This is a genomic window from Sorangium sp. So ce124 (genome assembly GCF_051525235.1).
Classification (GTDB): domain Bacteria; phylum Myxococcota_A; class Polyangia; order Polyangiales; family Polyangiaceae; genus Sorangium; species Sorangium atrum.
The window spans coordinates 5,702,016-5,718,232 of sequence record NZ_CP150312.1 but is presented as its reverse complement, the minus strand read 5'-3'; the positions used below and the strand labels follow the sequence as shown (position 1 = coordinate 5,718,232).

Sequence of the window (16,217 nt, the reverse complement as noted above, 5' to 3'; positions counted from 1 at the left end):
GGCGCCCGCCGCGATCGCGTCAGCGGCCTTCCGGCGAGCCGCTCGTGTCCGGGATGCTCGGCTCGCCCTGGGCGCGCAGGGACCCGCAGAGGTCCACGAGCGGCTGCGGCTTGTCGAAGTGCCACCCCTGCGCGTAGTGGATGCCCATCGACGTGAGCAGCTCGGCGATCTCCTGGTTCTCCACCTGCTCGGCGACCGTCTTGATGCCGAGCGTGTCGCCGATGCGGTGCACCGACTCCACGATCGCGCGGTGGAGCGAGTTGTCCTTCAGATCGCGCACGAACATGCCGTCGATCTTGACGTAGTCGACAGGCAGGCTCTCCAGGTAGCCGTACGACGCGTGCCCGCTGCCGAAGTCGTCGATCGCGAACCGGCACCCCATGGCGCCGAGCTCCTGCATGAACCACAGCACCTCGCCGAGGTTGGCGAGCGCCGCCGTCTCGGTGATCTCGAAGCAGATCTTGCTCGGCGGCACCTGCGCCCGGTGCAGCTGCTCCACGAGGAAGTCGAGCAGGCCCTCGCGCAGCAGCGACACGCCCGACAGGTTGATCGAGCACGTGTCGAGGCGCCTCAGCGCGTGCTGCGGCAGCGCGCCGATGAGCCGGAACGCCTGGCGCGCGACGTAGCGATCGATCACGTGGATCAGGCCGCTCTGCTCCGCCGCCTGGATGATGCCGACCGGCGAGTAGAACCGGCCGTCCTCGCCGAGCTGCCGCACGAGCACCTCGAAGTGCGCGCCGCGGGGGGTGTGCGCCGCGCCCGGCTTGATGAGCGGGTGGATGCCCTGCGAGTAGAGCCGGAGCCGCCCCTCGGCGAGGTGGCGCTGCAGGCTCGCGACCCACTGCATCGAGCGCCGGCTCGTCGTCATCTGCTGGTCGTCGAGGTAGACCTGCAGCCTCCCGCGCCCGTTCTCCTTCGCGATCCGGCACGCGTGATCGGCGGCGCCGAGCACGTCGACCGCGCGCTCGAAGTGCGGGGTCAGCACCACGAGCCCGATGCTCGCGCCGATCGAGAACGTCTTCTCCGCCCACCCGAACCGGAACTCGAGCAGGCAGATCTGCAGGTCGCGCGCGATCCGCTCCGCTTCCCGCTCGTTCTTGTCCGCGAGCAAGAGGACGAACTCGTCGCCGCCGATCCGCCCGGCCGCGTCCTTCGGGCCGACGATCTCGTGCACGCGCGTCGCGACCCACTGGAGCAGATCGTCGCCCGCCTCGTGCCCGCAGGTGGCGTTCACGAGTCGGAAGCGATCCAGGTCGATGTAGCAGAGCGCGTACGGCGTGTTGTTCGCCCTGCAGTCGTTCAGCGCCTCCTCGATGCGGTCGATGATCGCGTACCGATCGAGGAGCCGCGTCAGCGCGTCGTAGCGGGGCTTGGCCGGGTGGATCGGCAACGGCCCCGGCGCGCCGAGCTCGCGGAAGAGGATGATCTGTCCGGGCGGGGGCGGCGGCGGCCTCGAGTCGCGCTGGCTCTCGCGCGTGGGGCGCCCCGCGAGCGCGCCGATCGTGTGGAGCACGGGGATGACGGAGCCGTCGCGGCGCTCGAGCAGCGCGGTGTACCGCGCGGACGTCGGTCTCCCTGCCGCGGCGGCCTCCGGCGCGGCGAGCGGCGCGCCCGGCGTGCGCAGCGCGCCCTCGTCGATGATCACCGGCGAGAGCGGCGCCACCGGCTCGCGCCTCGGCGTGAGCGCGGGCGGCGGAGCGGCCTTCGCCGGCGCGCCCTCGTCGAACAGCTCGGTCATCTCTCCGACGTCGATGTCCGGATCTCCGCTCGTCGTCCCCGCCGCCGGGATCAGCCGGAGCACGCGATCGAGCAGCGCGCCGCGCGCCTCGACGATCGACCAGCCGGTCAGCCGCTCCGCTGCGCCGTTGACGCGCACCACGCGCTGCTCGGCGTCGACTTCGATCACGCCGACGTCGAGCTCGGACAACCACGCCACGAGCTGCTTGTCCGGCGAGCCGCGGTGCACGTCCGAGCGATCGAACGCGGCGTGCAGGCTCGACTCCGGCCGGTCATCGATCTTTGCCACCACCCAGTTATGGTAGTTGCATTCCCGGAGAAGCGGACTTCTTAAGCGCCGACGGCGAGGAAACTCGACGGTCGCAGACCCCCCTTCGAGGTAGGCTGGGGTCGTGGTGGTAACGAGGCGAGCAGGCGCTCCGGGCAGACGTGGGTGCCGACGCAGGTTGCACGTTCCTCCGGCGCCCGCCGCGCTCGACCTCCCGGACGATGAGGTCAGATTTGACGCTATGCGTTATGACGCTGGGTCGAGCTCAGGCAGCGGCGAGGCGTGCCGGTCGCTCCATGGAGGGGGGTGAGGCGGCCATGGGGATCGTCCTGTTCGGGCTCACCGGCGGCCTGGGCTCCGGCAAGAGCACGGTGGCGGCTCACTTTCGCGCGCGGGGGCTTCCGGTCATCGACGCCGACGCGCTCGCCCGCGAGGTGGTGGCGAAGGGAACCGAGGGGCTCGACGAGGTGGTGCGCACCCTGGGCCCGGAGGTGGTCTCGCCGGATGGCTCGCTCGATCGCGCGCGCGTCGCCGCTGTGGTGTTCGCCGACCCGGACAAGCGCCGCCAGCTGAACGCGATCGTGCACCCGCGCATCACCGCGCTCACGCTGGAGCGCGCCGCCGAGCTCCAGGCGCAGGGCGAGCCGCTGGCCTGCTACGAGGCGGCGCTCCTCGTCGAGAACGGGGTCGCCGACGCGTTTCGCCCGCTCGTCGTGGTCGCTGTGCCCGAGGCGGTCCAGATCGCCCGCGCGATGGCGCGGGACGGCGCGACCGAACACCAGGTACGGGCCCGGCTCGCCGCGCAGCTCCCGCTCGCCCGCAAGGTCGCGGTGGCCGACTACGTCATCGAGAACTCCGGCGATCGCGCCGCGACCGAGCGGCAAGCCGACGAGGTGCTCGCCTCGATCCGGGCGAAGCTCGGTGTCGGTCCCAGCGCCGCGCGCCAGGGATCGGGCCAGGATCCCTGATCGGCATCCGCTGGACCACTGACTTGATGCGCAGTGCCCGGCGTGGAAACCTCGCGACCGGCCGATGACGTCGTTCAAGTCGAAGCTCGCGCGGCTCGGGCCGCTCCCGGCGGAGCGGCGCGGCGCTGCGCCGCTCGCCCCTGCGCCGGCGTCGCGCGACCGCGAGCCCGCCGTGGACGGCGCCGGCCCCTCCGATGCTCCTCCCGCACCGCCGCCCGCGGCGCCGGCTCCGAGCGACGCGGCGCCGGCCGCGGTGGTTGCGTCTCCCTCCACGGGCGTCGCTCGACCGTCGCTCGACGATCTGCGCGAGCGCATCTCCCGCATCGTCGCCCGGGGCGCGCCGCCGACCCCCAGGGCCGATCCCGCGCGCGGCGAGCTCCCCTTCCATGTCGAGCAGACGCCCGGGGGGCCTCTCTATGCGAGCCGCACCCGCTCGCTCGCGGCGGCCCGCGTCGGCCGCGCGCCGCTCGTCGCCGCGCGCGACGCCGACCCGGCCATGCTCGCGCTCCTGTCGCTCGACCCGGCGCTCGCCGGCTGCGACGTGCGGCGGGCGCTGTTCCTCGACACGGAGACCACGGGCCTCGCAGGCGGCACGGGCACCGTGCCGTTCCTGATCGGCCTCGCCTGGTTCGACCCCGGGGCGGACAGCGCGGGGCCGCTCGGCGAGCCCTCGTCCGACGGCTTCGTCATGGAGCAGCTCCTCCTGCGCCGCCTCGGCGAGGAGGAGCCCATCCTGCGCCGCCTCGCCGAGCGCCTCGCCGGCGCCTCGATGATCGTCACGTACAACGGCAAGGCGTTCGACATGCCGCTCCTGCGCGCGCGCTACGTGATGAACCGCCTGCCGCCGCCGCCGGAGCTGCCGCACCTCGATCTCGTCCACGTCGCGCGCCGCATCCACAAGGCCCGCCTGAAGAGCCGCACCCTCATCGCCCTCGAGCACGACGTGCTCGGCCGGGTGCGCGTCGGGGACGTGCCCGGCGGCGAGATCGTCGCGTGCTACGCCCACTTCCTGCGCACCGGCGACGAGGAGGCGCTGCTCGGCGTCGTCGAGCACAACGCCGCCGACGTCCTCGCGATGGTCGCGCTGGTCGGCCTCTACGGCGAGCCGCTCGGCAGCCTCGCCGCCGGCGATCTCGCCGGGGCGGCCGCGACGCTGCGGCGGGCGGGCGCGCTCGAGCGCGCGGCCGAGCTCGCTGACGCGGCCGTCGAGCGCGGCGGCGGCGCGGTCGCGCGGCGCGCGCGCGGCGACATCGCGAAGGCGCGCGGGGACAAGGCGCGGGCGCTCGCGGACTACGAGGCGCTCGCCGCCGAGATCGACGACCCCTCGGTGCGCCTCGAGCTCGCGAAGCTCTACGAGCACCACGTGCGCGCCTTCTCCCGCGCCCTCGAGCTGGCCGACCAGGGCACCGCGGAGCCCGAGCCCGCGCAGGCCCGCCGCCGAGCCCGCCTGCAGCGCAAGGTCGATCGCAGCGCCGCCGTGCTCGCGCTGCCGTTCGGGCAACCCGCAGGCGCGGGCGCGGTCGACGGCGCTGCGGCGCGCCCAGGCTCCGAGCCAGCGGCGCCGCGGCGCGAGGGCGAGGAGTGAGCGGGCATCCACTGCGCCCTCGCGCCCGCAACCTCGCCGCGCGCCGCGTCTCGTTCGGGCGCCCAGGCGAGCCGAGCGAGAAATCCATCGGTCTGGCTTCTCGCCAGCGCGCGCGTGGGCTAGGGTGGGGGCGATGATTACCGTCGGCTGCGCCGGTTTTCCCGTCCCAGCGACGCGCTATTTCCGCGAGTTCATGTTCGTGGAGGTGCAGGAGACCCATGTGTCCCTCCCGGGACCTGGAACGATCCGGCGCTGGCGGCGCGAAGCTCCGGGCGGCTTTCGTTTCGCCCTGCTCGGTCCGCGCGAGATCGGGCAGGAGGGGTTTCGGGACGGCAAGGTGATCGAGACGGCGCTCAAGAGCATCGAGGCGGTCGCGGACGAGCTCGAGGCGAAGCTCGCCGTTTTCGTCGGCCCCCCGGAGTTCACGCCGACGCGCGCGAACAAGGCCATCCTGCGCGACTTCCTCGTCAACGTGAAGAAGCGCTTCGAGCGCGTCGTCTTCGAGCCTCCGCCGGGGTGGGATCCGGACGAGTGCGACGAGCTCACCCAGGAGGTCGGCGCGCTCGCCGCGCGCGATCCGCTGAACGCGGGCCTCTCGCGGCTGAAGGTGGCCTACTACCGCCTGCACGGTCCCGCGGGGCACAAGTCGCGCTACGAGGATCCGGCGATCGAGCGGCTCGCGGAGATCGCGCGCGGCGCGAAGCACGACGACGCGACGTACGTGTTCACGAACGTCGACATGTTCGCCGACGCGAAGCGCTTCAAGAAGGCGATGAAGCTGTAGGGTTGCGCGTCCACGAGCAAGGGACGCTCGCCTCCGGTCGCCGTGCCGGCAAATTCCCCGACGATCCTGCTCAGGGGCGTCCGCTCGCTCGGGTGTCTGTCCCGATCTGCGTCCGGCGGATCTGCTACGCTGCGGATCATGAGTCTGCCGGCCGAAGAGCTCCTCGACGAGGCGATGAAGCTCCCCGAGAGCGAGCGGCGCGTCCTCGCGCTGCGGCTGCTGGAGAGCGTGGGCGACGAGTCAGCGGAAGAGGTCGAGCGCGCATGGGTCGAGGAAGCCCGGGAGCGCCTCGACGACATCCGGGCGGGGCGCTCCAAGCCCGTGCCCTGGGAAGAGGCCGGCGGTCGCATCTTCACGCGAGGCTGAGGTGCCCCGCCATCCGGTCGTGCTCGCGAGCGAAGCAGAGCGCGAGGCCCATGAGGCGTTCCTGTGGTACGCGGCGCGCGACCCGAGGGTCGCAGATCGCTTCGAGGCGCAGGTGCTCACAGTCTTCAGCCGCATCGCCGAAGCGCCTGAGCAAGGTCTCGAGATCGAGCCCGGCATCCGGCGCATGTTGCTCCACCGATTTCCTTACGGGCTGATTTACGCCGTCGAGCCCGATCGCATCCTCGTGCTCGCGGTCATGCGACCTCCGTCGCCGCCCGAAGAGTTGGCGAGGACGCGGCGCGTGAGCTCGGGCGAGGGCCGCGACGCAGCACGTCCCGGCGCCGCGCCGATCAGCCCTCGCTCCGCCGGAGCCGTCGGCGCTTCGGCCGCGTGAACAGCGCCATCGCGGCGCTCGCGGCCGCGGCGACGTACCACGGGATGTCCTTCACGGTTCCGTAGACGGTCTGCCCGTGCATGAACCGGGCTTCGCCGAGGAGCGACTGCTCCTTGAACGTGTCGCTGTGCGTGACGACCCGCCCGACCGGGTCGACGATCGCGGAGACGCCGCTGTTCGTGGCGCGCACGAGGTAGCGGCGGTGCTCGATCGAGCGCATCTTCGCGAGCGCGAGGTGGATCCACGGCTCCGTCGAGTCGCCGAACCAGGCGTCGTTCGTGAGGTTGACGAGGAGGTCGGGGTCGCCCTGGGCGACCAGCTTGTTCACGAAGTGGGGCAGGATGTCCTCGTAGCAGATCATCGTCGCGAGCCTGTGGCCTTCCCACTCGAGCGGAGCGAACGACGTGCCGGAGCTGAAGCGGCCCGAGTTCGGCGACAGCTTGTAGAGGTACGGGACCATCTCGCCGAACGGGAGGTACTCGCCGAACGCGAGCAGGTACTGCTTGTCGTATCGACCGAGGATCTCGCCGTCCTTGCCGGCCATGAGCGCCGTGTTGAAGCTCACGCCGCGCTCGTTCCGGTCGGCCGCCTGCCGGTGGATGACCGTGCCGACCACCGTCGGGACGCCGAGGCGGCGCGTGAGCGACCGCTGGACCTCTCGCTGGTAGGCCGACTCGCGGAAGGCTTGCGGCACGCCTGCCTCGCTCCACACGACGAGCTCCGCGCCCTGCTGCGCGAGCTCCCGGGTCCGGCTCACGTGGATCTTGAGCGCGTTCCCACGGTCGAAGAGCGCGAGGTTCGGCTGGACAATCCCGATCTTGATCGGCTCGGCCGCGGCGGCGGCCGCGTCCACGGCGCGGATCCGGAGGACGCCATACACGGCGGCGAGGGCGGGTGCGGCGATCCCCACAGCGAGGACCGCGCGGTTCAGCGGGCGGCCGCGTCGCGCCGGACCGGCGTCGCCCGGCGCGGGGCTCGGGGGCGCGCGATCCAGCCGGTGCATCACGAGCTCGGCGATCGCGAGGTTCGCGGCGACCAGCACCAGGCCGACGAGGTAGGGGCCGCCGAGATCCGCGACCTGGCCCATCACCGGCGCGTTGTGGACCGAGGCGCCGTAGTACCAGGGGAAGAGCAGCGGGTAGACGAGCTCGCTCGTCACGAACGCGAGCGCGAAGGCCACCGAGCCAGGCCATCCGCGCGCCTCGGCCCGCCCGTAGAGCCAGCCGCACAGGGCGATCCTCCCGGCCTGGTAGCCGCAGAGGATGGCCATGAAGAGCGCGCAGAGGACCGTGGGGAATCCGCTGAACACCCGCAGCATCTCGAGCAGCCAGTAGAAGCCGGTCATCGTCATGACGAAGCCGGCGATCCAGCCGAGCAGCGCCGCGCGCCCGGGCGTCTGTCCGCGCAGCGCGACGATCAGCGGGACGAGGCCGAAGAACGAGATCGGCCAGAGATCCACCCCAGGAAACCCGAGGAAGTAGAAGAGCCCGCTGAGCGCCGCGAGCGCATAGGCGAGGCGGGCGGGCAGCGCGCGGGCGGCGCTCCCCGCGCTCGCCGGGGGGTCGCCCCCGCTGCGCGGCGCGTCCGGCAGCGGGAGGCTGGCGGTCTCTCCACCCCCGGCGTCTGCGACGGCAGCCTCGCTCTCTTGCTGGTGCGCGGTCGTCATCGGGAGCGCCCGAGGAAGGGAAGGCAGCGCGCCGTCGTGACGGCGGCGCGGTGGAACCTGGAAGGGCCGAGCATGGCGGCCCCCGTATTGAAGGGACGCTGCCCCTCCGTCAACCCGCTCGGCGCGAGCCTGGCGACCCGCTCGGCGCGAGCCTGGCGACCCGCTCGGCGCGAGCCTGGCGACCCGCTCGGCGCGAGCCTGGCGACCCGCTCGGCGCGAGCCTGGCACCCGCTCGGCGCGAGCCTGGCAACCCGCACCGCAAAGGAGCGCTCCGAGCGGACGATCCCGGCGCTGGGCGCGCCCGCGCAGCCTGGCGAGGCGGTGGAAGTTCGCGCAGAACGTGCCTGAACCCCCGCGATCGCGACTACTATGCGCACGCAGAGCCCATGTCGAAAATCCTTCACATCGAGGACGACCCCGCGAACCGCCTGCTCGTCCGCAAGCTGCTCCAGAACGCGGGCTACGAGGTCCTAGAGGCCGCCGACGGGCTCGAAGGGGTACGTCTCGCCTGTACGCAGCACCCCGACCTCGTCCTCGTCGACCTGAACATCCCGGGCCTCGATGGATTCGAGGTCACCCTGCGCCTGCGCGGCGAGGCGTCGCTCGCCGGCGTCCCCATCGTGGCGATCACCGCCGAGGGCGACAGGGACACGAGCCTCGCCGTCGGCTGTGACGGCTTCCTCCAGAAGCCGATCGACGCGCGCTCCTTCCCGTCGATCATCGCGCGGTACCTCAGCGGCGCGCGCGAGGAGCTCCCCGCGTCCCAGGGGCCGCTCCGGCTGCGCGAGCAGAGCCAGCGCATCGTCGCCCACCTGGAGCAGAAGGTGGCCGAGCTCTCGCGCGCCAACGCCCGGCTCCGCGAGCTCGACGCCGCGCGCACCGAGTTCTACCGCAACATCTCCCACGAGCTCGCGACCCCGATGACCCCGATCGTCGGCTACGTGAAGCTGCTCGCCGACGAGGAGCTGGGTCCGCTCAACAAGGCGCAGAAGAAGGCGCTCCTCGCGATGGAGGACTGCGTCCGCAGGCTCCGCTCGCTCATCGACAACCTCCTCGACGTCACCGGCATCGAGACGGGCCGGATGCGCTTCATGCACTCCGAGTACGACTTCCTCGACACCACGCGGCGCGCCCTCGCCCAGGTCGCCGACCGCTTCGCCGAGGGGAAGGTCCAGCTGGTCGAGGATCTGCCGCGCGGCCCGCTCCCCGCGTGGGGCGACGCGGGCCGCCTGCAGCGGGCGATGATCCAGCTGTTCGAGAACGCGGCGAAGTTCACGCCGGCCGGCGGCACCGCGGGCGTGCGGGTCACCGTGCTCCAGTCGGGGCACTACGAGCTCTGCGTCGCCGACACCGGGCCCGGGGTCAAGGCGGACCGCCAGTCGCGCATCTTCGAGCCGTTCTACCAGGTCGACGGCTCGGCCACGCGCGCCTACGGCGGCGTCGGCGTCGGGCTCGCGATCGCGCGGCGCACCGCCCGGGGGCTCGGCGGCGACGTGCGCGTCGCGTCTCCCAGCAACGAGATCATCGAGGGGGAGACGCTGACCGGGGCCGCGTTCTACCTGACGGTCGCCCGGCGAGCGCCCTTCCAGGACGATGGCAGCTCCCCCGGCCGGCTCGGCCCGCCCTCGTCGCCGCCCACCGATCCCTCGTCGTCCATCTGATGCACCCGGCCGCTCGCGCCATCTACCTCGACTGGAACGCCACGACGCCGCCGCACCCCGAGGTCCTGGCGGCGATGCAGGCCGCGGCCGAGGTGGCCTGGGCCAACCCCGCGAGCGTCCACGGACCCGGGCGTCGGGCGCGCGCGTACATCGAGCAGGCGCGGGAGGCGGTCGCCCGGCTGACGGGCTTCGACGCGCGCGACGTGGTCCTCACCTCGGGCGGCACAGAGGCCAACAACCTCGCGCTCTGCCACGCGTTCGACGAGCGATCCGGCGCGCTCGTCGTCTCGCGGATCGAGCACCCGTCGGTGACCCGCGCCGCCGAGGCGCTCGCCGGCCGCGGCGTGCACGTCGCGTGGATCGATCCCGAGCCGTCCGGCCGGATCGCGCCGGAGGCGATCGCTGCCGCCGTGGATCGAGCGGCGGCCGTCGCGCCCGTGCGGCTCGTGAGCCTCCAGGCGGTGAACCACGAGACGGGGGTCATCCAGCCGATCGCCGAGGCAGCGGAGATCGTCCACGCCCGCGGGGCGCGCCTTCACGTGGACGCCGTCCAGGCCGTGGGACGCCTCCCGTCGGAGGCGTGGGTCGGGGCGGATCTCGCGTCGGTCGCGGCCCACAAGCTCCGCGGGCCGAAGGGCATCGGCGCCCTCGCGGTCCGGCCGGGCATCCGGCTCCGCCCCGTCCTGCTCGGAGGCGCCCAGGAGCGCGGGCTGCGGCCCGGGACGCAGGACCCGCTCGCGGCGGCCGGCTTCGCCGTGGCCGCGCGGCGCGCGATCGGCGGTCCTGCCCGCTACGCAGCGCTCGCCCCGCTCCGCGATCGCCTCGAGGCCGAGCTCGTCGAGATCGGGCGCGCCGCGGGCGCCGCGCCGATCCGCAACGGGGACGGCGACCGCGCCCCCCACGTCACGAACCTCTCCTGGCCCGGCTGGCGCGGCGACGAGCTCTGCGCCGCGCTCGACCTCGAGGGCGTCGCCGTGTCCAGCGGCGCGGCCTGCAGCGCCGGGACCGCCGAGCCCTCCCCGGTCCTCACGGCGATGCTCGGGCCAGAGCGCGCGGCGTCCGCCGTGCGCTTCTCGATCGGCGAGGACACGACCGAGGCCGACCTCGTCGAAGCCACGCGCCGCGTGGCCCGCGTGCTCTCCCGCCTGCGATCGCTTCGAGCCGGAAGCTGAGCCGATCCCGTCGCTTACCGGGAACCCGTCGATTCTTGAACCATCCCTCGAGCCATTCCGGATTAGCGCGCAGAAAAGGGTGAGTCCACAGGGGTATCTCTTCGTAGCGATTGAGCTTTTTGAGGGGGCTGTGGATTCTTTAGGTCGATCCATTGAATGGATCGAATCGGTCGTTTTGCTGCGAGCCTGTTCAGCATTCGACGCGGTGCTCGATTCTGCTTCAGGTTTCGTTTGTATCTGTTCGAATTTGTTGTCAATTTTGTTTATGTAAGGGGTCGCCCTGCGGCGCTGCCCGACGAGCTCGCGGCGCGCGATCACGCTGGCTCCGGATGCATTGATCGAGGGGCGTCCAGGTCAGCGCTCGGGTGACCTCGCGCTCGACGTGCGGCGCTGCCAGGCGACGTCACGGCGCGCGAGCGCCCGGGTCACCTTCACCTGGAGGCGCCTCGCGAGAGGCCGAGCTTGCTGTCCGATTGCGCGTTACGCGCTCGATGCGCGGCGCTGCCGGACGACTTCGTAGAGCGCGATCGCCCCTGCGACCGAGGCGTTCAGCGAGGCGATGGGGCCGGTCATGGGGAGCCGGGCGACGTGCTGGCAGACGCGGCGGACCGAGCGGCGCGTGCCCTTGTCCTCGGCGCCGATGACGATCGCGACAGGGCCGGTCAGGGGCAGATCGCCGAGCTCCACCGGACCCTGGGCGTCGAGCGCTATCGCGGCGACGCCTCGGGCGGCGAGCGCCTCCAGGGCGTCGGGCAAGGAGGGGACGCGGCACAGCCTCGCGTGCTCGATCGCGCCCGCGGACGCCCGGAAGGTCGCCGGGGTGAGCGGCGCCGAGCTGTGCTCGGGCCACAGGATGGCCCGGGCGCCTAGGGCGACGGCGCTGCGGATCACAGCGCCGAAGTTCTGCGGGTCCATGACGCCGTCGAGCGCCACCGTGATCGTGCCGGCGCCGGGCTGGCCCTCCTCGACGACCGGGATCTCGTCGACACCGACGATCCGCAGCTCGGGCGCCGAGGCCACGGCCCCCTGGTGGCGGCCGCCGGCGCTGCGGCGATCGAGCTCGTTGCGGGGTGCGCGCTCGGTCGGGATGCCCTGACCCTCCGCGAGGCGCGCGAGCGCGTCGAGCTTCGGGCCGCCGTCGCGCTGGACGAGGACCCATCCGACCCGCGCGCCGTGCGCGCGGATCGCCTCACGAACCGGCTGGAGACCGTAAACGAGGCGGCTCACGTCAGCGCGGGGGGTGGAGCGTGTGCGCGATCTCCTGGACGATCGAGCGCGCCGTGGCGAGCGGATCGGCCGCGTCGCGGATCGGGCGGCCGACCACGAGGAGATCTGCGCCGGCCGAGATCGCGGCCGAGGGGGTTGCGATGCGCTTCTGATCATCGCCTTGCGCGCCGCCTGCGCCAGGGCCGAGGCGGATGCCCGGCGTCACGATGAGCTCGCCCCGCCCGAGCGCCTCCCGCAGCGCGGGCACCTCGTGCGGCGAGGCGACGAACCCGTGGATGCCGGCGCCGCGCGCGAGCTGCGCCAGCCGGACCACGTGCTCGGACGCGCTGCCCTGCACGCCCTGCGCGGCGAGATCGCCGTCGTCGAGCGACGTGAGCACGGTGACGGCGAGCAGGATCATGTCCTGAGAGCGCGCCGCCTCGAGGGCCGCGCGCCTCAGCATCTCGGCGCCGCCGGCCGCATGCACCGTCAGGTACCGGACCCCGAGCGCGGCGGCGCCCGACACCGCCCGCGCCACCGTCTCGGGGATGTCGTGCAGCTTCAGATCGAGGAAGACGTCGAGCCCGAGCGACTTGCCGAACTCGACCGCCCTCGGCCCCTCGCGGACGAACAGCTCCAGACCGACCTTGAGCACGCCGATGGAGGGGGCGATGCGGGTCGCCGCCGCCCTGGCGTCGTCGAGGTTCGCGTAGTCGAGCGGGAAGACGAGCCTGCGGCGCGCCTCGTCGAGCGAACCGCTGCCGAGGCTCGTTCTCTGCCTGACGGAGCTGAAGTTGACCATGCGGGGACCCCGTTCCGCGTCAGAGGCAGCTGCAGAGCGGATCGCCAGGGGCACAGTTGCAGGGCGCCTTGGTGCCGCCGCCGCTCGCCGGCGCGCCGCCCGCGGCCGGGCGTCCACCGCCGCCGCGGCGCAGCTGCTCCTGCTTCTGCTGCTCGGCCTCGAGCTGCTTCTGCAGGGCGAGGCGCGTCGCCTCGTCCTTGGCGGTCGCGAGCTGATCGCGCAGCCCGGCCATCTTGCCTTCGGACTCCTTGAACTGCGCCTCGAGGCGCTTGTTCGCCTCCTCGAGCTCGCGGGCCCTCGCGGCCTCGGCCTGGATGCGCGCCTCGTTCTTCTGCGCCGAGTCGACGGCGACGACCGTGACGATGCCGATCACCAGCACGCTCGCGATGGCGCCGCCGATGAGGAGCTTGCGCAGCTTCTTCTTCCCTTCGTCCTGCTGCAGCGCAGCGAGCGAGCGCTCGTGGTGCTGCTGCGCTGCCATCGCCTCGAGCCGCGCCTTCTGCTCGGCCTCGACGCGCGCCTTCTCGATCTCGGCCTGCCGGATCGCCTCGAGCCGCGCCGCCTCCTCGCGGGACCGGCGCTCCTCGTTGCGGCGGCGCTCCTCCTCGGTGCGGATGCGCTGCTCCTCGGCGTCGCGCGCGGCGCGCTCCGCCTCGACCCGCGCCTTCTCGGCGGCGGCGGCGGCGGCGGCCTTCTGGGCCTCTTCGCTCTTGATGCGATCCTCCTCGAGGTTCATCAGCTCCTTGAGCGAGAACAGGACCGAGCTTTCCTTCTGTTCCGACATGACCTCGTGGCTCCTTCGATCGAGCGCGTGCGGTTTGGCTACCAAGGGGCGGTGCGGGGACCTGCAGGTCGCCCTCGGAGGGCCACCGAGCAGGACGATTCTGACCCGCAGAGCGGCTTTGACGCAATTATTCGCGAACGCCACGACCCTCGTGATGTCGAGGCGCCGCGGAGCCGCCAGCCAGAGTATCGCCGTGGTGCACCGCAGGTACCAGCGGAAATCGCTGCGCTCCGTCCCTTCCACCTCACCTCCACGTCGGTCACGTCGGCTACGTCGGCCACGTCGGCCACGTCGGCCACGTCGGTCACCTCGGGCGCCCTCGGTTCTCCTTGGTCCTCCTTGGCACACCTCCGTTCCCCCCGGTCGTCACCGCGCGCCTGCGCCGCCAGACGAACTGGTCCGTCGTGGAGGGCGCCCAGGGCATCACGGCAGAAGGGGCCGCCCGACGGAGGGCACCGTCGCTGACGACGGCCCCGTTGGATTCTCGGTGGCTCTCCGGTAGCGTCGCGCGCCCATGGCGAAGCTCATCAAGGCGCACATCACCGGTACGGTCTGGAAGATCGAGGTCAAGCCGGGCGACGAGGTCGAAGAAGGGACCGTCGTCGTCATCCTCGAGTCCATGAAGATGGAGATGCCCGTCGAGGCCGAGGAAGAGGGGACGGTCGAGGAGATCCTCGTCACCGAGGGGGCTGCCGTCACGGAAGGTGCCCCGCTGGTCAGGCTGGCCTGATCGGCTGTCAGGGCCGGCGGGGGCCCGACCGCCCACGGACGTACATCGCGCTCACGCCCGGGTCATCCGCCCGGCGCGTGGGGCGCGGTCGCGCGGCGCCGCTCACTCGCAGGACGCGCGCGGCGCCGCTCACTCGCGCCAGAAGAACTTCCAGGGGTTGTGCTTGAGGTCTCGCGCGAGCTCCTGCAGGTCGTCGAACAGCTGCTCATCCATCACGAGCGCGCCGACCGTCCCCTTGCCGCGCTTGACGTGGGCGAGGACCTCCTGGGCGTCGGCGGTCGCGGCCCTCGCCCTGCCCGCGATCTCGGCGATGTCGTCGAGCGTCTTCCTGATCTTGACCTGCTCCGTCTCCCCGCCGACCGTGGTCGAGAGCCGGCGCGCGTTCGCCAGCGTCTCGCGCGCGTCCGCCATGAGCGGCGGCAGATCGCGCGCGGCCGTCCCCGTCAGCTGATCGGTGTTCGCGAGGATGCGGTCGATCTGCGGGTTGTTCACGTACCGCTGCCGGGCGTCCTTCACGAGATCGGTGCCGTCGACGCTCATCTGCTCGACGTTCTCGGCGATGCGATCGAGCCGATCCTGGTTTCTGTGCATGAAGTCGCCGGTGCCCTTCAGCGTCTTCCGGAGCCCGTCGAACGCCTCCCCGACCTCTTCGCGGTGCTCGCGCATCGCGGAGACCGTCGCGTGCAGGAGCTCGTAGCCCTCGGCGAGGAGCATGTCGAGGCGCGGCGGATCGAGCCCCCGGACGACAGCGTTCGGCGGGATCACCGGCCGATCGGTCGAGCCGGGCTCGATCGCCAGGAACTGCTCGCCGAGCACGCCCTGCGTGGTGACGTAGAACGTGGCGTTGTCGTGGATGCTCTGCTGGTAGCGTTCCTCGAGGCGCAGCTGGATCCGCACGAGCGGCTCGCGCTTGCCGTCCTTGCCGAGCTTGCCGCCGCTGAAGTGGATCTCGCTCAGCTTGCCGACCTCCACGCCGGCGATCTTCACCGGCGCCCCGGTCTGCAGGCCGCCCGGGTTGTCGAACTCGACGTAGATCGAGTACTTCGGCTGGAAGTTGACCCCGCCCATCACGAGGATGAACGTGGCGAGGAGCCCGAGCGCCGTCAGGATGAGGATCCCGACCTTGACCTCGATCGATCGCGGGCTTGCCATGAGTTCGTTATCTTCTCCGATCTGGCGGCGGCCGGGTGAGGGAAATAGGCCAAGATCCGCCTGCCGCGGCGCGATATTCGAGCGGGCGGCGTGACGCTTCGCGCAGCCATTGCTTTGACGCAACTGCGCTTCTCGCTTCCTCTCGCTTCTTTCCGCTCCTTCCAGCTACTCCTCAGATTGCCAGGCCCCGATGATTTCGTTCCGGAATGTCAGGAAATCCTTTGGCCCCAAAGATGTCCTCAAGGACGTCTCGTTCGACGTCGAGGACGGCGAGGTGTTCTTCATCATCGGGCAGTCGGGGGTCGGGAAGAGCGTGCTCATCAAGCACCTCGTGGGGTTGCTCTATCCGGACGGCGGGGAGATCTGGCTGGACGGAGAGGAGGTGAGCCGCTTCGACGAAGCCCGGATGTACCCGGTGAGGATGAAGTGCGCGATGGTGTTCCAGCACTCGACGCTGTTCGACTCGATGACGTGCGCCGAGAACGTTGCGCTCCCGCTCCGCAAGCACAAGGGGCTCAGGCCGAAGGAGGCGCTCGCGGAGGCGCGGCGGCGGCTCGAGCAGGTGCATATGCGCGAGTTCGGGGACCGCTTCCCGCCGGAGCTCGGCGACGGGATGCGCAAGCGCGTCGCCATCGCCCGCGCGCTCACGCTCGACCCGCGCTACGTGCTCTTCGACGAGCCGACCACCAGCCTCGACCCGGTGAGCGCGCGGCGCGTCGACAAGCTGATCCGCGAGCTCAGCGACACCCTCGGCGTGACGAGCATCGTCGTGAGCCACGACCTCGTCAGCATCTTCACGATCGCCGACCGCATCGTCATGCTCTATCAGGGCCTCGTCCGCCTGCTCGGGGATCGCGCGGCATTCCAGGGCTCGCCGGACCCGGTCGTGCAGCAGTTCATCACCGGCAGCGCCGAGGGGCCGATCGAGTGAGGCGCCGGCGC

General features: G+C 71.9%; 15 protein-coding genes. 9 read left to right on the top strand and 6 right to left on the bottom strand.

The window, feature by feature from the left end:
* Positions 1–19 precede the first annotated feature (19 nt).
* Positions 20–2,026 (bottom strand): putative bifunctional diguanylate cyclase/phosphodiesterase, encoded by a 2,007-nt coding sequence (locus WMF19_RS21360; protein ID WP_437900781.1) that lies wholly within the window; start codon positions 2,024–2,026, stop codon positions 20–22.
* A 296-nt stretch (positions 2,027–2,322) separates the two neighbouring features.
* Here WMF19_RS21360 and coaE point away from each other — a divergent pair, with 296 nt between their 5' ends.
* From coaE to WMF19_RS21335, 5 genes are all read left to right on the top strand, one after another.
* Positions 2,323–2,973 (top strand): dephospho-CoA kinase, encoded by a 651-nt coding sequence (gene coaE, locus WMF19_RS21355; protein ID WP_437900780.1) that lies wholly within the window; start codon positions 2,323–2,325, stop codon positions 2,971–2,973.
* A 64-nt stretch (positions 2,974–3,037) separates the two neighbouring features.
* Positions 3,038–4,558, top strand: coding sequence for a ribonuclease H-like domain-containing protein (locus WMF19_RS21350; RefSeq protein WP_437900779.1), 1,521 nt, complete (start codon positions 3,038–3,040; stop codon positions 4,556–4,558).
* A 133-nt stretch (positions 4,559–4,691) separates the two neighbouring features.
* On the top strand, positions 4,692–5,342 hold the full coding sequence (locus tag WMF19_RS21345; protein WP_012236337.1) for a DUF72 domain-containing protein: 651 nt from the start codon (positions 4,692–4,694) through the stop codon (positions 5,340–5,342).
* A gap of 138 nt (positions 5,343–5,480) precedes the next feature.
* Positions 5,481–5,708, top strand: a complete 228-nt coding sequence (locus WMF19_RS21340) for an addiction module protein (RefSeq protein ID WP_437900778.1) — start codon at positions 5,481–5,483, stop codon at positions 5,706–5,708.
* Between the two features lies 1 nt (position 5,709).
* Positions 5,710–6,102: a type II toxin-antitoxin system RelE/ParE family toxin gene (locus WMF19_RS21335; RefSeq protein ID WP_437900777.1), complete on the top strand. Its 393-nt coding sequence runs from the start codon at positions 5,710–5,712 to the stop codon at positions 6,100–6,102.
* On the opposite strand, the gene lnt is transcribed toward WMF19_RS21335, so the two are convergent.
* A complete protein-coding gene (gene lnt / locus WMF19_RS21330) occupies positions 6,059–7,768 on the bottom strand; it encodes an apolipoprotein N-acyltransferase (RefSeq protein WP_437900776.1) in 1,710 nt (569 codons plus the stop codon). The two genes, WMF19_RS21335 and lnt, sit on opposite strands and share 44 nt — an antisense overlap.
* A 386-nt stretch (positions 7,769–8,154) precedes the next feature.
* Here lnt and WMF19_RS21325 point away from each other — a divergent pair, with 386 nt between their 5' ends.
* Positions 8,155–9,429: a hybrid sensor histidine kinase/response regulator gene (locus WMF19_RS21325; protein ID WP_437330407.1), complete on the top strand. Its 1,275-nt coding sequence runs from the start codon at positions 8,155–8,157 to the stop codon at positions 9,427–9,429.
* Positions 9,429–10,601, top strand: a complete 1,173-nt coding sequence (locus tag WMF19_RS21320) for a cysteine desulfurase family protein (protein ID WP_437900775.1) — start codon at positions 9,429–9,431, stop codon at positions 10,599–10,601. The genes WMF19_RS21325 and WMF19_RS21320 overlap by 1 nt, the downstream gene beginning before the upstream one ends.
* 480 nt (positions 10,602–11,081) lie before the next feature.
* On the opposite strand, the gene WMF19_RS21315 is transcribed toward WMF19_RS21320, so the two are convergent.
* Genes WMF19_RS21315 through WMF19_RS21305 form a run of 3 tightly spaced genes read right to left on the bottom strand, consistent with a single transcriptional unit; the run spans position 11,082 to position 13,393 of the window.
* Positions 11,082–11,828 carry a TrmH family RNA methyltransferase gene (locus WMF19_RS21315; RefSeq protein ID WP_437900774.1) on the bottom strand — a complete coding sequence of 249 codons (747 nt, stop codon included), beginning with the start codon at positions 11,826–11,828 and terminating at the stop codon, positions 11,082–11,084.
* A gap of 1 nt (position 11,829) precedes the next feature.
* Positions 11,830–12,609 (bottom strand): orotidine-5'-phosphate decarboxylase, encoded by a 780-nt coding sequence (pyrF, locus tag WMF19_RS21310; RefSeq protein ID WP_437900773.1) that lies wholly within the window; start codon positions 12,607–12,609, stop codon positions 11,830–11,832.
* Positions 12,610–12,628: 19 nt separating this feature from the next.
* Entirely contained in the window at positions 12,629–13,393 is a 765-nt protein-coding gene (locus tag WMF19_RS21305) for a hypothetical protein (RefSeq protein WP_437900772.1), read from the bottom strand.
* A 514-nt stretch (positions 13,394–13,907) separates the two neighbouring features.
* Between WMF19_RS21305 and WMF19_RS21300 the strand changes: the two genes are divergently transcribed.
* Positions 13,908–14,123, top strand: coding sequence for a biotin/lipoyl-binding carrier protein (locus WMF19_RS21300; RefSeq protein ID WP_272099390.1), 216 nt, complete (start codon positions 13,908–13,910; stop codon positions 14,121–14,123).
* A gap of 129 nt (positions 14,124–14,252) precedes the next feature.
* On the opposite strand, the gene WMF19_RS21295 is transcribed toward WMF19_RS21300, so the two are convergent.
* Positions 14,253–15,275, bottom strand: coding sequence for an MlaD family protein (locus WMF19_RS21295; RefSeq protein WP_272099388.1), 1,023 nt, complete (start codon positions 15,273–15,275; stop codon positions 14,253–14,255).
* A 190-nt stretch (positions 15,276–15,465) separates the two neighbouring features.
* Between WMF19_RS21295 and WMF19_RS21290 the strand changes: the two genes are divergently transcribed.
* Complete coding sequence (locus WMF19_RS21290; RefSeq protein WP_272099386.1) at positions 15,466–16,206, top strand: ABC transporter ATP-binding protein; 741 nt, start codon at positions 15,466–15,468, stop codon at positions 16,204–16,206.
* Positions 16,207–16,217 lie beyond the last annotated feature (11 nt).

Coding starts and splice junctions, on each gene's coding strand:
- WMF19_RS21295 (WP_272099388.1), bottom strand. CDS start 15,275: ATGGCAAGCCCGCGATCGATCGAGGTCAAGGTCGGGATCCTCATCCTG.
- pyrF (WP_437900773.1), bottom strand. CDS start 12,609: ATGGTCAACTTCAGCTCCGTCAGGCAGAGAACGAGCCTCGGCAGCGGT.
- lnt (WP_437900776.1), bottom strand. CDS start 7,768: ATGACGACCGCGCACCAGCAAGAGAGCGAGGCTGCCGTCGCAGACGCC.
- WMF19_RS21350 (WP_437900779.1), top strand. CDS start 3,038: ATGACGTCGTTCAAGTCGAAGCTCGCGCGGCTCGGGCCGCTCCCGGCG.
- WMF19_RS21300 (WP_272099390.1), top strand. CDS start 13,908: ATGGCGAAGCTCATCAAGGCGCACATCACCGGTACGGTCTGGAAGATC.
- WMF19_RS21305 (WP_437900772.1), bottom strand. CDS start 13,393: ATGTCGGAACAGAAGGAAAGCTCGGTCCTGTTCTCGCTCAAGGAGCTG.
- WMF19_RS21290 (WP_272099386.1), top strand. CDS start 15,466: ATGATTTCGTTCCGGAATGTCAGGAAATCCTTTGGCCCCAAAGATGTC.
- coaE (WP_437900780.1), top strand. CDS start 2,323: ATGGGGATCGTCCTGTTCGGGCTCACCGGCGGCCTGGGCTCCGGCAAG.
- WMF19_RS21325 (WP_437330407.1), top strand. CDS start 8,155: ATGTCGAAAATCCTTCACATCGAGGACGACCCCGCGAACCGCCTGCTC.
- WMF19_RS21345 (WP_012236337.1), top strand. CDS start 4,692: ATGATTACCGTCGGCTGCGCCGGTTTTCCCGTCCCAGCGACGCGCTAT.
- WMF19_RS21320 (WP_437900775.1), top strand. CDS start 9,429: ATGCACCCGGCCGCTCGCGCCATCTACCTCGACTGGAACGCCACGACG.
- WMF19_RS21340 (WP_437900778.1), top strand. CDS start 5,481: ATGAGTCTGCCGGCCGAAGAGCTCCTCGACGAGGCGATGAAGCTCCCC.